The sequence below is a fragment of the Alteromonas sp. WD8-37 genome, from assembly GCF_055326825.1.
This window is the reverse complement of sequence record NZ_JBUZOV010000003.1, coordinates 1-13,988: the sequence shown is the minus strand read 5'-3', so window position 1 is coordinate 13,988 and position 13,988 is coordinate 1. Positions and strand designations below refer to the sequence as shown.

At 54.0% G+C, this 13,988-nt stretch carries 15 protein-coding genes; 9 read left to right on the top strand and 6 right to left on the bottom strand.

Annotated elements, in window-relative coordinates; all coding sequences use genetic code 11:
- Positions 1-65: 65 nt before the first annotated feature.
- A complete protein-coding gene (elbB, locus tag ACTUJZ_RS08915) occupies positions 66-719 on the top strand; it encodes an isoprenoid biosynthesis glyoxalase ElbB (RefSeq protein WP_463635961.1) in 654 nt (217 codons plus the stop codon).
- Between the two features lie 123 nt (positions 720-842).
- Positions 843-2,294 carry a TrkH family potassium uptake protein gene (locus ACTUJZ_RS08910; protein WP_463635960.1) on the top strand — a complete coding sequence of 484 codons (1,452 nt, stop codon included), beginning with the start codon at positions 843-845 and terminating at the stop codon, positions 2,292-2,294.
- A gap of 36 nt (positions 2,295-2,330) precedes the next feature.
- Here the strand turns inward: ACTUJZ_RS08910 and trkA are convergent, their stop codons facing one another.
- From trkA to def, 4 genes are read right to left on the bottom strand one after another with little or no spacing between them, the layout of a single operon-like run.
- Positions 2,331-3,710, bottom strand: a complete 1,380-nt coding sequence (gene trkA, locus ACTUJZ_RS08905) for a Trk system potassium transporter TrkA (RefSeq protein WP_463635959.1) — start codon at positions 3,708-3,710, stop codon at positions 2,331-2,333.
- Between the two features lie 28 nt (positions 3,711-3,738).
- Positions 3,739-5,052 (bottom strand): 16S rRNA (cytosine(967)-C(5))-methyltransferase RsmB, encoded by a 1,314-nt coding sequence (gene rsmB / locus ACTUJZ_RS08900; protein ID WP_463635958.1) that lies wholly within the window; start codon positions 5,050-5,052, stop codon positions 3,739-3,741.
- On the bottom strand, positions 5,049-6,005 hold the full coding sequence (gene fmt, locus ACTUJZ_RS08895) for a methionyl-tRNA formyltransferase (RefSeq protein WP_463635957.1): 957 nt from the start codon (positions 6,003-6,005) through the stop codon (positions 5,049-5,051). Before fmt ends, rsmB begins: the two co-directional genes overlap by 4 nt.
- Before the next feature lie 8 nt (positions 6,006-6,013).
- Positions 6,014-6,523: a peptide deformylase gene (def, locus tag ACTUJZ_RS08890; RefSeq protein WP_463635956.1), complete on the bottom strand. Its 510-nt coding sequence runs from the start codon at positions 6,521-6,523 to the stop codon at positions 6,014-6,016.
- Positions 6,524-6,717: 194 nt separating this feature from the next.
- Between def and ACTUJZ_RS08885 the strand changes: the two genes are divergently transcribed.
- Genes ACTUJZ_RS08885 through hemF form a run of 6 tightly spaced genes read left to right on the top strand, consistent with a single transcriptional unit; the run spans position 6,718 to position 11,497 of the window.
- A complete protein-coding gene (locus ACTUJZ_RS08885) occupies positions 6,718-7,806 on the top strand; it encodes a LysM peptidoglycan-binding domain-containing protein (RefSeq protein ID WP_463635955.1) in 1,089 nt (362 codons plus the stop codon).
- A 38-nt stretch (positions 7,807-7,844) separates the two neighbouring features.
- Positions 7,845-8,963, top strand: coding sequence for a DNA-processing protein DprA (gene dprA / locus ACTUJZ_RS08880; protein ID WP_463635954.1), 1,119 nt, complete (start codon positions 7,845-7,847; stop codon positions 8,961-8,963).
- Position 8,964: 1 nt separating this feature from the next.
- On the top strand, positions 8,965-9,441 hold the full coding sequence (locus tag ACTUJZ_RS08875; protein ID WP_463635953.1) for a DUF494 family protein: 477 nt from the start codon (positions 8,965-8,967) through the stop codon (positions 9,439-9,441).
- Between the two features lie 20 nt (positions 9,442-9,461).
- Entirely contained in the window at positions 9,462-9,998 is a 537-nt protein-coding gene (locus ACTUJZ_RS08870) for a DNA topoisomerase family protein (protein WP_463635952.1), read from the top strand.
- A gap of 19 nt (positions 9,999-10,017) precedes the next feature.
- Positions 10,018-10,581 carry an L-threonylcarbamoyladenylate synthase type 1 TsaC gene (gene tsaC / locus ACTUJZ_RS08865; RefSeq protein ID WP_463635951.1) on the top strand — a complete coding sequence of 188 codons (564 nt, stop codon included), beginning with the start codon at positions 10,018-10,020 and terminating at the stop codon, positions 10,579-10,581.
- 1 nt (position 10,582) lies between these two features.
- Positions 10,583-11,497 (top strand): oxygen-dependent coproporphyrinogen oxidase, encoded by a 915-nt coding sequence (hemF, locus tag ACTUJZ_RS08860; protein WP_463635950.1) that lies wholly within the window; start codon positions 10,583-10,585, stop codon positions 11,495-11,497.
- 2 nt (positions 11,498-11,499) lie between these two features.
- On the opposite strand, the gene ACTUJZ_RS08855 is transcribed toward hemF, so the two are convergent.
- The gene (locus tag ACTUJZ_RS08855) at positions 11,500-11,928 is read right to left on the bottom strand and encodes a group II truncated hemoglobin (RefSeq protein WP_463635949.1); all 429 of its coding nucleotides are present in this window, start codon (positions 11,926-11,928) and stop codon (positions 11,500-11,502) included.
- Here ACTUJZ_RS08855 and aroE point away from each other — a divergent pair.
- A complete protein-coding gene (gene aroE, locus ACTUJZ_RS08850) occupies positions 11,861-12,760 on the top strand; it encodes a shikimate dehydrogenase (RefSeq protein WP_463635948.1) in 900 nt (299 codons plus the stop codon). The two genes, ACTUJZ_RS08855 and aroE, sit on opposite strands and share 68 nt — an antisense overlap.
- Here the strand turns inward: aroE and ACTUJZ_RS08845 are convergent.
- Positions 12,733-13,275: a gamma carbonic anhydrase family protein gene (locus tag ACTUJZ_RS08845; protein ID WP_463635947.1), complete on the bottom strand. Its 543-nt coding sequence runs from the start codon at positions 13,273-13,275 to the stop codon at positions 12,733-12,735. The genes aroE and ACTUJZ_RS08845 overlap by 28 nt on opposite strands.
- Positions 13,276-13,988: the final 713 nt, after the last annotated feature.

Here is a 13,988-nt window from a genome sequence, read left to right as displayed (position 1 = left end):
TAACCGCTTTGTTCGTTTTTTGCCCTAAAACGATATAAAGCCCGATTGCTAAACAGGAGCAGTTAATGAAAAAAATTGCCGTGATTTTAAGTGGCTGTGGCGTGTTTGATGGCTCTGAGTTACATGAAGCTGTCATCACCTTACTGGCGATTCGTCGCCAGGGCGCCCAGTACCAGTGCTTTGCCCCGGACAAACCGCAACATCATGTGATTAACCACCTTACCGGCGAAGAAGCGCCAGGCGAAAGCCGCAATGTATTGGTGGAAGCTGCGCGCATCGCACGGGGCGAGATAAAGCCGGTCACAGAATGCCGGGTGGAAGACTTTGACGCTCTGATCCTGCCGGGCGGTTTTGGTGCGGCAAAAAATCTGTGTACTTTTGCGCTGCAAGGGGCAGACAGTCAGCCTGACGAGCAGGTGCTGGCGGTGTGTCGCGCGTTTGCCGAAGCCGGAAAACCCGCCGGCTATGCCTGCATCGCGCCGGCCCTGGCGGCCTCGGTGTATGGCAACAAAACCAAGATGACTATCGGCACCGACGAGTCGGCAGCCCAGGGTATCGATGCCATGGGCGCGCAGCATGTGCGCTGTGTGGTGGATGAGATTGTTGTGGATACCGACGCCAAACTGGTGACCACGCCTGCCTATATGCTGGCAGACGATATCTTAGACGCCGAAGCCGGCCTGACAAAAATGGTCGAAACTGTGCTGTCGATGCAATAAGCCTATACAATAGGGCGATTTAGGCTTTGCCTTTCGCCCGGTTCTTCGCATAATACCCGGGCGTCAGCCACAATCGCGTGTCTGCCAGGATGTAGTTCTAATAAAAACAAGGCTTAGTTAACCATGCACTACCGTGCGATTGTACGTATTCTCGGGCTGCTGGTGGCGCTGTTCAGCGTGACCATGATCCCGCCCGCGCTGGTCTCACTGCTGTATCAGGATGGCAGTGGCTTACCGTTTGTAATGGCGTTTATCTTATGCGTACTGACCGGCACCGCCATGTGGTATCCCAACCGCGAACATCGCCGTGACCTGCGGGCTAAAGAAGGGTTTTTGATTGTTGCCTTGTTCTGGACCGTACTGGCCAGCTTTGGTGCTATCCCGTTTATTTTATTAGAACAGCCGTCAATGACGGTCACCGATGCCTTTTTTGAATCCTTTTCCGGGCTTACCACCACCGGCGCCACGGTGATTGAAGGCATTGAATTTTTACCACACTCTATTCAATTTTATCGCCAGCAGCTGCAATGGTTGGGCGGGATGGGGATCATTGTGCTGGCGGTGGCCATCCTGCCGATTCTGGGGGTAGGGGGCATGCAGTTATACCGCGCCGAGATGCCCGGGCCGGTCAAAGACTCCAAAATGACACCGCGGATTGCCGATACCGCCAAGCATCTTTGGTACATCTATCTGTCGCTGACCACCGCCTGTACGGTGTCCTACTGGCTGGCCGGGATGAGCTGGTTTGATGCCATTTGCCATGCGTTTTCTACGGTTGCCATCGGCGGCTTTTCGACCCATGACGCCAGCCTGGGCTATTTTAACAGCCCGATGATCAATGTGATATGTGCGGTGTTTTTGCTGATCGCTGCGCTTAATTTTTCGCTGCATTATGCTGCTGTCAGCGCCCGGTCGTTTAAAAATTATTTTCACGATCCGGAGTTCAAAGCCTTTTTCACCATCCAGGCTAGTCTGATAATCCTGTGTTTTTTGGTGCTGGTCCTGACCGGCTATTACACCTCGGCCGAAGAAGCGCTCGACCAGGCCATGATTCAGGCAGTGTCCATCAGTACCACCGCCGGGTTTGCCACTACCGACTTTGCCTCCTGGCCAACCTTTTTGCCGATTATCCTGATCTTTGCCAGCTTTATTGGTGGCTGCGCCGGCTCTACCGGCGGCGGTCTGAAGGTGATCCGGGTATTCTTGCTGTTTTTGCAGGGCCGGCGTGAAATCGACCGGCTGATCCACCCTAAAGCAGTGTATTCGGTCAAACTGGGTGAACGGGCCATGCCAGATCGGGTGGTGGAAGCGGTATGGGGCTTTTTCTCAGCCTATGCCATCGTGTTTGTAGTGATCATGATTGGCATGATTGCTACTGGCCTGGACAACCTTTCGGCCTTCACCGCTACAGCAGCCACCCTGAACAACTTAGGCCCGGGCCTGGGCAGTGTGGCGGCCAACTATGCCGAGGTCAGTGACCCGGGCAAATGGCTGCTGGTGATTGCAATGCTGTTCGGGCGGTTGGAAGTGTTTTCGCTGTTGGTGCTGTTTTCGCCCACCTTTTGGCGCAGCTAGGCAGCGCCTGCAAGCTTAGCCAAGGAGCCGGCCAGCTTAGCCAAAGAAAAATGCGCTGGGCTGGAAGATTTTTTCCACATCGTTGATGTATTTTTTATCCACCAAAAACAGAATGACATGATCATTGGCTTCCACCACGGTATCGCTGTGGGCAATGATCACTTGGTCATCGCGCACAATGGCACCGATGGTGGTACCGGGAGGCAGCTTAATATCGCCAATCTGGCGGCCTACCACGCGCGAGGTATTTTCATCACCGTGTGCGATGGCTTCTATAGCCTCTGCGGCCCCACGGCGAAGTGAGTACACATTTACAATGTCGCCGCGACGGATATGGGTGAGCAGCGCTGAGATGGTGGCCTGCTGCGGTGAAAAAGCAATATCAATCTCGCCGCCCTGGACCAAATCCACATAGGCACTGCGCTGGATCAGCACCATGGCTTTTTGCGCGCCCATCCGTTTGGCTAGCATGGCCGACATGATGTTGGCTTCATCATCATTGGTCACGGCAATAAAGGCATCCACATCTTCGATGCTTTCTTCGCTTAACAGCTCCGGGTCGGAGGCATCGCCGCAAAATACGATGGTTTTATCCAGGTGGGCCGACAGATAGTTGGCGCGGTCACGGTCAAACTCAATCAATTTCACATTGTGGTTGTGCTCAAGCCGTTTAGCCAGCCCGGCACCGATTAGACCGCCGCCGGCAATCATGATCCGCTTGTAGCTGGACTCCAGCTTTTGCAGCTCACTCATCACCGCGCGGATATGTTTGGTCGCGGCAATAAAAAACACTTCATCATCGGCTTCGATAACCGTGGTGCCTAACGGACGGATAGGCCGGCCACGCCGGTAGATAGCAGCCACCCGGGTTTCCACATTGGGCATATGTTCTTTTAACGCTGACAGCGCATGACCAACCAGTAAGCCACCATAATAGGCTTTAACCGCCACCAGGCTGGCTTTGCCTTCGGCAAATTCCACTACCTGCAGGGCGCCGGGATAATCAATCAAACGTTTGATAGCTTTGGTGACCAGCTGTTCCGGCGCAATGATATGGTCTACCGGAATATCCTGCTGCTTATACAACTGTTCCTGATAGATGATGTATTGCTCAGACCGAACCCGGGCGATTTTGGTGGGCGTTTTGAATAAGCTGTAGGCCACCTGACAGGCCAGCATATTGCTTTCATCACTGCTGGTCACCGCAATCAGCATATCGGCATCTTCGGCGCCGGCTTTTTTCAGCACATCCGGGTGTGACCCCACGCCCACCACTACCTGCAAATCCAGCCGGTCTTGCAGGGTACGCAGGGTGTTGGGGTTGGCATCGATGACGGTGATTTCGTTTTTTTCACCAACAAGGTTTTCCGCCAGGGTACCGCCGACCTGACCGGCGCCGAGGATGATGATTTTCATTAAACCGATCTATCGCTATGTAATGTCATTATTTTTCAGACTTTAACAGCCTGCAATAGTAGAAACCATCCATTTGTTGCTCGCCGGGCAGGATCTGGCGGCCAGGATGTTGCGCGGTATCGCCACTGTGCAATGGCACCAGACTGGCATCCGGCTGGTGCTGCAAAAACCGCTGCATCTGTAGGCGATTTTCATCGGGTAAAATTGAACAGGTGGCATACAGCAGGGTACCGCCGGGTTTAAGCAGCGGCCACAGTGCTTGTAAAATGGCCTGTTGCAATTCGACCAGCTGGGCAATGTCGGATTTTTTACGTAACCAGCGGATATCCGGATGGCGCCGGATCACGCCGGTGGCCGAGCAGGGCGCGTCCAATAAAATACGGTCGAATAACTGGCCGTCCCACCAGGCATCGGGGGTGGCGGCATCGCCCTGGGCAACCGCCGGTGCATGGCCCAGGCGCTGCATATTTTCGCGCACTCGGTCCAGGCGTCTGGCATCAAAATCCAGCGCCAGACAATGCGCCAATGCCGGCTGGCGCTCCAGCAGATGGCCGGTTTTGCCGCCCGGCGCCGCACAGCAATCCAGGATACGCTCATCAGGCTGGGCATCCAGGTAGGCGGCGGCCAGTTGCGCCGCGCCATCCTGCACCGCAAACCAGCCCTCGGCAAAGCCGGGTAGCCCGGTTACCTCGTAACGGCCGGTTAACACCACAGCGTCCGGATGGGCATCGCTTAGGGTGAAGTCCACCCCAGCGGACTGCAGATGCATCAGATATGCCTTGCGGCTCACTTTGGAGGTATTCACCCGTAGCCACAAGGGCGCAATCTGATTGGTCTGGGTGAGCAGTTCAGGCAGGGCGTCGGAATAATGCTCGGCCAGGCCTTTGTACAACCATTTGGGCAAGCCGCTTTGCACAATCGGATTGTCACTGGGATGCTGATCAAGTTGCTGGCGCTGAAAATTGCGCAAAATAGCATTGGCCAGCCCTTTTAACCGCTGGCTGGCCAGCATAGGCACGGCATTGACGGTTTCGGCCACGGCAGCATGGGCTGATACGCGGGTAAACGCCAGTTGATAAAAGCCCAGCATCAGCAGATGCTCAACAATCTTATTGCTGCCTTTTAGCGGTGTATCCAGCAGTTGACGCAGCCATAATTGTAATTGCGGTACCTGGCGCAATGCGCCCATGGTCATTTCCTGCAGCCAGCCATTGTCCTTGGCGCTATGGCGCTGCTGGACAGTGGCTAAACATTCGCGGGAGGACTGGCCTTGCTCAAGAATTTGATACAGCACCCAGGCTGCATCGGCCCGTAAATTGGGCTGGCGTGGAAGTCGGCTCATGCAGCAGGTTCACCACCTAGCGGCTGGCCAGGCGTGAACCAGGCTATGCGGGCATTGATCACATCGGCGGCTGGCAGCGGCTTTTTGCCGGGTAACTGTAAACTGGTGATGCACAGTGCCTGCTCGCCACAGGCGATCACGATGCCATGTTTATCTGCCTGCAGCACAGTACCGGGCGCTTTGCCGTTGCTATTGGAGCAGACGGAAGCTGCCCACACTTTGACTTTTTCGCCGGCGATGTCACACCAGGCCACCGGCCAGGGATTAAAGGCTCGCACATTGCGTGCCAGTTGTTCTGCCGGTTGTTGCCAGTCCAGTTGAGCTTCTTCTTTAGACAGTTTTTTGGCATACGTTGCCTGGCTGTCATCCTGTTCGGTGGCAACCGCACTGTCTAAATCGTTGAGCACGTCTACCAGCGCCTTAGGGCCTAAGGTGGCCAGCTTATCGTACAACGAGGCACTGGTTTCATCCGCCGCGATAGGCAGGGTCGCAGTATGCAGCATTGCACCGGTATCCAGTCCTTCATCCATTTGCATAATGGTCACGCCGCTGATGGCATCGCCGGCCCAGATGGCGCGCTGAATAGGTGCCGCACCGCGCCAGCGCGGCAAAATAGAACCGTGCACATTGATACAACCCAATGGCGGGGTGTTGAGGACCGGTTTAGGCAGGATCAGACCATACGCCACCACCACCATGATATCGGCCTGGATCTCGCGCAGCGTCTGCTGGGCATCCTCGGCTTTTAAGCTGGCTGGTTGGTGAACGGTGATGTCATTGGCCTGGGCCAGTTGTTTCACCGGGCTGGCGGTCAGTTTTTTGCCGCGACCGGCGGGCCGGTCTGGCTGAGTATACACGGCCACCACCTGATGCTGTGTATCCAGCAGCGCGCGCAAGTGGTCAGCAGCAAAATCCGGCGTACCGGCAAAAATTATTCGCAGCGAGTTAGCCACAGGACTCCTTAGGCTCTGGCGGCCAGACGGGCTTCTTTTTCCAGTTTTTTGCGGATGCGTTGTCGTTTCAGCGGCGACAGATAATCCACAAATAATTTACCTTTGAGATGGTCCAGTTCGTGCTGAATACAAATCGCCAGCAGGCCATGCGCTTCCAGCTCAAATTCTTCACCGTCTGCGTCCAACGCTTTAACGGTGACTGCTTCGGCGCGCTCTACCTTGGCATAGTTGCCCGGCACCGACAAACAGCCTTCTTCGCTGATGGTGCTGCCGTCTTTGGCAATGATTTCAGGGTTGATGAACACACGCGGCTGATCCTGGTCTTCTGAAACATCCATGACCACCACCTGAACGTGTCGGTTGACCTGGGTCGCAGCCAGACCAATACCATTTTCGTCGCGCATGGTTTCGAACATGTCGTCAACCAGCTGCTTAATTTCGGGAGTTACTTCGGCCACCGGCTTAGCCACTGTACGTAGCCGCTCGTCGGGAAACCGTAATACGTCTAATATCGCCATCTGTCGTTATTACACTCTTGCTGTATGAATTACTATACGATCCAATTGCCAGGCTTATTTACACCTGAAGATAGGGTACTATTCTACCGTATAAAGGTTATACGTGCAGCGATAATCGGGCAATCAGGCCGTTCACTGGATAGTGTAACATGATGGCGCTGGATAAAAAATCAACAATCAAAGGGTGGGGATCGATGACCGCAAGCCTGGGCAAGCAACAAAAATGGGCGTCGCGCTGGGGGTGGCTGCTGGTACTGGTATGGTTGCCGGTATCCTGGGTACAGGCCGCGGTGACCCTGAAAGACAATGCGCCAAAAACCTATACAGTGCAGCAGGATGATACCCTGTGGGATATTGCCAACTTGTTTTTAGACAAGCCTTGGCTGTGGCCGCAGCTGTGGCGTACCAATACCCAGATTGTGAATCCGCATCTGATTTACCCGGGCGATGTGCTGCGCATTCGTATGGTGGATGGCCAGCCGGTGCTGGAAGTGGCCCGCGAGAAAAAGCGTCTGACCTTGAGCCCGTCGACGGTCAAGCAAACCAAGCCGATGCCGATCAACACGCTGCCCTGGAGTGCCATTGCACCCTACATCAACCAAAACGAAATTATTTCGCAACAGCAATACGACATTCTGCCGCATCTGCTGGGCAACCAAACCGGCGACATTCGCTTTATTAATGAAGATTTGGTGCTTAGCCGCAGCTACGGCCGGCCTTTCGATCAGTATCGCGTGATCCGTAAACAATCTACTATCACCGATGTGGATGGCGCGGTGCTGGGCATTCAGATTCACCACATTGCCGATGCGTCCATGGTGGAAAGCAGTATTCCCACCCAGTGGCTGGTGAAGGTCGATGCGTCGAATCTTGAAGCGCGCCGCGGTGACCGTTTGTATGCCGGCGAGTTCTCAGCGCCAGAGAATATGATTTTGCAGCCGGCCACCGAACAACAGGGGCAGGTGATTGACAATCTGCATCAGCATCAGCTGTTAGGTAAAAACGATGTGGTGGTGCTGAATCTTGGCGACGCTGCCCTGCAGCCGGGCATGGTGATGGGAATCTACGCCCAGGGGCCGGATATTATTGACGGCGACGCGCCCAAATATGCCAGTGAGGCCAATGCCGTGCGCAGCCCGTTCAAGGATGGTTCAACAGTGGTACAGCCGGCGCTGAAAATTGGTGAGCTGGTGGTATTTAAAACCTTTGAAAACGCCAGCTATGGCATCATCACCCGAGCACGGGAGATGGTGAAAAACGGCGATATCGTCGCACGGCCTTAAGCCAAGCGCTGCGGGCCGTGGTGCAGTAAGGAAACGGCATGCATGAAACAACATTAAGTGACAGCCAGCAAGCCTGGTTGCGCTTAAGCTCCATTCCCCGGGTCACCCCGGGCCAGTGGCTGTCGCTATTGGCGCGCTTCAAGATCAGTGCGTCTGAGCTTATCAGTGGCCAGTGGCGCTGCGCCGATGACGGCGTGCGTACCCAGGTGCAGGCGCAGTTGGCACTGCAGCAGCCCGAGGTGGTAAGCCGCTGTACGGATTGGCTGGCCGCCAGTGAGCAGCATCACTTACTGACCCCGGATGATGCCCGCTATCCAATGATGTTACAGGCGCTGCAGTCACCGCCGCTGGCCTTGTATGTGACCGGGGCTGTGGAACGGCTGGCCCAGCCACAAATTGCGCTGGTGGGTAGCCGCCGGGCTTCAGCCCAGGGGCTGGAGATGGCGACTGACTTTGCCAGCCAGTTGGCTGCGTCCGGCTGGTGTGTGACCAGCGGCCTGGCTACCGGTATTGACGGGGCGGCGCATCGCGGCGCGCTTGGTCAGGGTGGGCGCACAGTGGCGGTGACCGGGGCCGGACCCGATATCATTTACCCACGGCGTCATCAGCGCCTGCATGAACAAATTGTAATGGAGGGTGGGGCGGTGGCTACAGAGTTTTGGCCGGGCAGTGCGCCACGGGCAGCGCACTTTCCTCAGCGCAACCGGCTGATTGCCGCTTTGAGCCATGCCACTGTAGTGGTAGAGGCCACAATTAAAAGTGGCACCTTGATAACTGCCAAATTGGCCACAAATCTAGGCCGTGATGTATTTGCCATACCCGGCAATATCTATAACCCGCTTACCGCCGGCTGCCATCATCTGCTTAAACAAGGGGCAATACTGGCCAGCCAGGCCAGTGATATTCTGGCAGAATTGCCGCCGCTAGTGGCCGATACCCGTGTCAAAAGCACGTCTGAGAGCAAAAAAAGTCAAGGAGAATGCTTGGCAACCGATAAATTATTAGCTAGTGTGAATTATGATGTTACCAGTGTGGACATCATCTGTAAGCGTAGCGACCAGCCTGTATCTCACGTGCTGGCATCATTATTACAATATGAGCTGCGTGGCCTGGTAGCGGCTGTTCCTGGCGGCTACATTAAACTGAGGGGAAAATAGTATGTTTGACATCCTCATGTATCTGTTTGAAAACTTTATCCACAGCGAAACAGAGATTCGGGTCGATCAGGACGAGCTGACCGAAGAGCTGGTGCGTGCCGGTTTTCATCATGACGAAATATACAAAGCATTGGCCTGGCTTGAAAAATTAGCTGCGCTGCAGGAAACAGATAAAACCCCGTATCTGAGCAATGGGATCACTACCAGCCTCAGCCGGATTTATACCCAGCATGAGCAAATGCGGCTGGATGTGGAATGTCGTGGCTTTTTACTGTTCTTAGAACAGGTGAGTGTGCTGGATGCCAGTACCCGCGAAATGGTCATTGACCGGGTCATGGAAATTGATTCCACCGAATTTTGCTTAGAAGATCTTAAATGGGTTGTGCTGATGGTCTTATTTAATGTGCCGGGTAAAGAAAATGCCTATGCACAAATGGAAGATCTGTTGTTTGAAGAGTCAAATGGCGTCTTGCACTAAGCCCCATTATCTGAGAGTTCATGTCAAAAATTGATTCTAGTTTGTTCTCCGGGCCGTCCCAGGCGGACGGCACCTGCCCGGAGTGTGATGCGCCGTTGCATATCCGCCAGGGAAAAGCCGGGCCGTTTGTGGGCTGCAGCGCTTATCCGTCATGCACTTTCAGTAAGCCACTGCATGACAACCACACCACCGTATTAAAAGAAATTGCCGGCACCGACTGCCCCGAGTGCGGCTGTACCATGGCGATCAAAAAAGGCCGCTATGGCATGTTTATCGGCTGTACTAATTTTCCTGCGTGTCATCATATAGAGCCGATTAAAACACAACAGGACACCCAGATAACCTGTCCCAAGTGCCAGAAAGGCCACATGCTTGAGCGCACCAACAAGTATGGCAAACGCTTTTTTGCCTGTGATGATTATCCTGCCTGCCGATATGTGGTAAATTTTCCGCCTATCGCGCAATCCTGCCCTGAATGTGGCTGGCAGTTGCTGATCAATAAAAAAGGCAAGGTGTGCTGTCCCCAGCCAGCCTGCGATTATCAGCAAGAGCAATAACTTCGTAGAGAACAACCTGATGCCAGACTCAACCTCGCAGTCCGATCCTATTGTCGATGCCTTTGTGGGTGGCCAACTATTGGTCTATCCCACCGAAGCGGTCATGGGGATTGGTTGCGACCCGGACAATGAAGAAGCGGTTCACCGCCTGCTGGCGATCAAACAGCGCCCAGTGGAAAAAGGCATGATCCTCATCGCCGATACCTATTCGCGGTTATTGCCCTATGTGGACGATAACGCTATCCGCTTAGACCGGCGCACCGAAATTTTTTCCAGCTGGCCGGGCCCGAATACCTGGCTGCTGCCCAAATCCGCCCGTGCTCCGGCCTGGATCACCGGCGCGCACAGCAAAATCGCCGTGCGGGTGACCAATCATCCGCAGGTGAAACAATTATGCGAAAAACTAGGTAAGCCGCTGGTTTCCACCAGTGCTAATCCATCCGGGCAGGAACCGGCGCGTAGCCTGGCCGAAGCCAAAGCCTATTTTGGCGATGGCGTGCTCTATATTGAGGGTCCGCTTGGCGGCTATACCAATCCCAGCACCATCCGCGATGGTGATACCGGGCAAATAATCAGGCAGTAATATGACAAACACCGTAAACCCGCAAGATGTTGAACAGGTTAAGCAGTATCTGTTGACCCTGCAAGATACCATCTGCCAAACCCTGGAGCTGGCGGATGGGTCTGGCCATTTCACCGAAGACACCTGGCAGCGGGAGGAAGGTGGTGGCGGGCGCTCGCGTGTGATGAAAAATGGCGCGTTGATTGAACAGGGCGGGGTTAACTTTTCCCATGTGCAGGGTGCCACCCTGCCAGCGTCGGCCACGGCATCGCGACCTGAGCTGGCCGGCCGCAGTTTTCAGGCCATGGGCGTGTCGCTGGTGATCCATCCCCACAACCCGTATGTGCCCACCTCACATGCCAATGTACGCTTTTTCATTGCAGAAAAACCTGGCGAGGCACCCATCTGGTGGTTTGGCGGCGGTTACGACCTGACACCGTTCTACCCATTTAAAGAAGATGTGCAGCACTGGCACAGTGTGGCCAAAAAAGCCTGCGCGCCATTTGGTGATACGGTTTATGCAGATTATAAAGCCTGGTGTGACCGCTACTTCTTTCTTAAACATCGCAATGAAACCCGTGGCGTAGGCGGCCTGTTTTTTGATGATCTTAACGAATGGGGCTTTGCACAGAGTTTTTCCTTTATGCAGGCGGTGGGTAACAGTTTTCTGGACGCCTACGTCCCGATTGTCGAGCGGCGTAAGGCTATGGCCTATGGCGAACGCGAGCGCCAGTTTCAATTATACCGGCGCGGTCGCTATGTTGAATTTAACCTGGTGTGGGACCGCGGCACCTTATTTGGTTTGCAAACCGGCGGCCGAACCGAATCCATATTGATGTCGATGCCGCCGCTGGCGCGCTGGGAATATGGTTATGATCCGGCCCCCGGCAGTGCCGAAGCCCGCCTGCAAGAGTGGCTGCAGCCCACAGACTGGTAATATCAGGCGTCTGGCTGATTCACCATATGGTCAGCCAGTTGATCCAGCGGCTGCAGGATTTTATTGGCCAGCGTGAGATTTGGTACATGCTGCATCACCGCCTTGCGCATACAATACATCCACTGGGCTTTTAATGCCGGCGTCACCGTGACAGACAGATGCCGTGCCCGCAAACGCGGATGGCCATAACGGGGTTGAAACTCGTCCGGCCCGCCCATCCACATCATCAGATAGACAAAAAAAGTGTCGCGCAGCTCATCTATGGGCTGCGGATGGATCGCCAGTAATTCCTGCGCCATCGGATCTGTTTCCATGATATCGTAAAAACTGTGCGCAATAGCCTCGACCACCGGGCGGCCCCCGATGGCGGTATACAGTGAGGCTGGCGTCGCAGAATCTTTTTTACGGGTTAAGAAGCTGAATAATTTCATGAACAAGTTTGCTGTATTCGGAAATCCAATAAGTCAGAGTTTATCACCTGGCATCCATCAGATGTTTGCTAAACAGGTGGGGCTGTCGATTACCTATGACAAACTGGAAGCCCCACTGGAGGGTTTTGCCGAGAGTGTGCGCAACTTTTTTACCCAGCCTGCCAGTTTAGGGTGCAATGTCACGGTGCCTTTTAAAGAACAAGCCGCGGCTCTGGCCGACAGCTTGGACGATGCGGCCAGTCTGGCGGGTGCGGTTAATACTTTAAAACGCTTGCCCGATCGACGCCTGGCCGGGTTCAATACAGATGGATTGGGGCTGGTGGCTGATATTCAACAGCAGGGCATTAGTCTGGCAGACAAAGCGGTGTTAATCATTGGCGCGGGTGGGGCAAGCCGGGGTGTGATCCACCCGTTATTAAATGAAGGGGTCACCACACTGGCCATCACCAACCGCACAGAACATAAAGCCAAAAAATTGTGTGAAGAGGTCAGCGATAGTCGGGTCATGGCGCTGGGCAGTGCCGGGCTGATGTCGTATACCCCGGACATTGTGATCAATTCCACCTCGGCAAGCTTGTCCGACAGCTTGCCAGATGTCCAGCATATTGCCTTTAACGCCTGTGAACTGGCCTACGATATGGTTTATCAGCAACGCGCAACAATGTTTATGCGCCATGCCAGCCATCATGGCGCCCGGCACACCGCCGACGGCTTAGGCATGCTGGTGGCCCAGGCAGCCGCTGCATTCACTATCTGGACGGAACAGCAAGTTCAGACCCGGCCGGTCATCAAGGCCTTACGCGCTCAGCTGGCGGCGACCTCGGCCAAATAGTCATCTTTTAATTCAACATAGTTTTGCGCCGACTGGGCTAAAAAATCCAGCTCGGCCTGGCGCAGCGGTCGTTGTTGGCGCATGGGGTTACCGACATATAAGTAGCCGCTTTGTAATGTCTTGTTTGGGGGCACCAGCGTACCGGCTCCAATCAGCACATCATCCTCGACCACAGCACCGTCCATGATCACCGCTCCCATGCCGACCAAAATGCGGTTTCCCAGCCGGCAGCCATGCAACATGCACTGATGACCAATCGTCACCTCATCACCAATGATCAGCGGGTGGCCGTCAGGATTGGTCGCCGAACGACGGGTGACATGTAATACCGCCCCGTCCTGGACATTGGTGCGCTTGCCGATACGAATATGGTTCACATCACCACGTGCTGCAACCATTGGCCACACACTGCTGTCTTCACCCAGAGCAATATCGCCAACCAGCACAGCTGAGTCATCGATATAGCAACCGGCGGCAAACTGCGGGGTAGTCTTCTTATAAGCACGGATAGTCATTATTGTCTCCTTATAGATAGGGGCGAGTCAGTATACAGCGTTGTCGTTCCTTAAGGCCAAATGCTCAACATTGATCGTAGGAGCGGGCAGGTAGGCTAACTGCGCGCCTTATTACTATCCGTTCCGCATTAGGCAATGGGGGCAGACAGATACCATTAATTGTCAAAAACGAAGCCCAAAGTAGAATTAGCCTGTAAAACCACCGTTTTGAACAGTTTGTCAGCAAACAAACCGCAATTTTGTAAATTATGAAAATAGTTATTGACGGTGCGCTAAAAATCTCTAGAATGCGCCACCTCTTCAACGGGAAAGTCGCAAGACAGACCAGAAGAGTTAGTCAATACTTACTTTTAAAGCAAGTGGTGGCAAGGGTTTCAAAAAATACTTTTGAAAAATAAATTAATCAAAAGTATTGACAAATAACCCGGGTGGCGTAGAATGCTCACCTCGCTTCAGCAAGGTTTAAATAACTCTTCTGAAGCCGTTTAAAGCTAACACGCTTTGAGAAAAAGATTTCAAAAAAGTGTTGACGCCGAAAACGAATCGCGTAGAATGCGCATCCCGCTTCGGGGAGTAAATGAAGCAAGCGGCAAGGCCAGTTGGTCAGTCGCACTGTTCTTTAACAATGTATAACAAGACAATCTGTGTGGGCACTCGTTAAGAGTGTCAACCGACGATTCATAGATATATTCGATTTTTAATTGAAGAGTTTG

What these genes read in the sequence shown, in the direction of transcription:
- elbB (WP_463635961.1), top strand. Translation starts at nt 66, where the DNA reads ATGAAAAAAATTGCCGTGATTTTAAGTGGCTGTGGCGTGTTTGATGGC.
- ACTUJZ_RS08910 (WP_463635960.1), top strand. Translation starts at nt 843, where the DNA reads ATGCACTACCGTGCGATTGTACGTATTCTCGGGCTGCTGGTGGCGCTG.
- trkA (WP_463635959.1), bottom strand. Translation starts at nt 3,710, where the DNA reads ATGAAAATCATCATCCTCGGCGCCGGTCAGGTCGGCGGTACCCTGGCG.
- rsmB (WP_463635958.1), bottom strand. Translation starts at nt 5,052, where the DNA reads ATGAGCCGACTTCCACGCCAGCCCAATTTACGGGCCGATGCAGCCTGG.
- def (WP_463635956.1), bottom strand. Translation starts at nt 6,523, where the DNA reads ATGGCGATATTAGACGTATTACGGTTTCCCGACGAGCGGCTACGTACA.
- ACTUJZ_RS08885 (WP_463635955.1), top strand. Translation starts at nt 6,718, where the DNA reads ATGACCGCAAGCCTGGGCAAGCAACAAAAATGGGCGTCGCGCTGGGGG.
- dprA (WP_463635954.1), top strand. Translation starts at nt 7,845, where the DNA reads ATGCATGAAACAACATTAAGTGACAGCCAGCAAGCCTGGTTGCGCTTA.
- ACTUJZ_RS08875 (WP_463635953.1), top strand. Translation starts at nt 8,965, where the DNA reads ATGTTTGACATCCTCATGTATCTGTTTGAAAACTTTATCCACAGCGAA.
- ACTUJZ_RS08870 (WP_463635952.1), top strand. Translation starts at nt 9,462, where the DNA reads ATGTCAAAAATTGATTCTAGTTTGTTCTCCGGGCCGTCCCAGGCGGAC.
- tsaC (WP_463635951.1), top strand. Translation starts at nt 10,018, where the DNA reads ATGCCAGACTCAACCTCGCAGTCCGATCCTATTGTCGATGCCTTTGTG.
- hemF (WP_463635950.1), top strand. Translation starts at nt 10,583, where the DNA reads ATGACAAACACCGTAAACCCGCAAGATGTTGAACAGGTTAAGCAGTAT.
- aroE (WP_463635948.1), top strand. Translation starts at nt 11,861, where the DNA reads ATGGCGGTATACAGTGAGGCTGGCGTCGCAGAATCTTTTTTACGGGTT.
- ACTUJZ_RS08855 (WP_463635949.1), bottom strand. Translation starts at nt 11,928, where the DNA reads ATGAAATTATTCAGCTTCTTAACCCGTAAAAAAGATTCTGCGACGCCA.
- ACTUJZ_RS08845 (WP_463635947.1), bottom strand. Translation starts at nt 13,275, where the DNA reads ATGACTATCCGTGCTTATAAGAAGACTACCCCGCAGTTTGCCGCCGGT.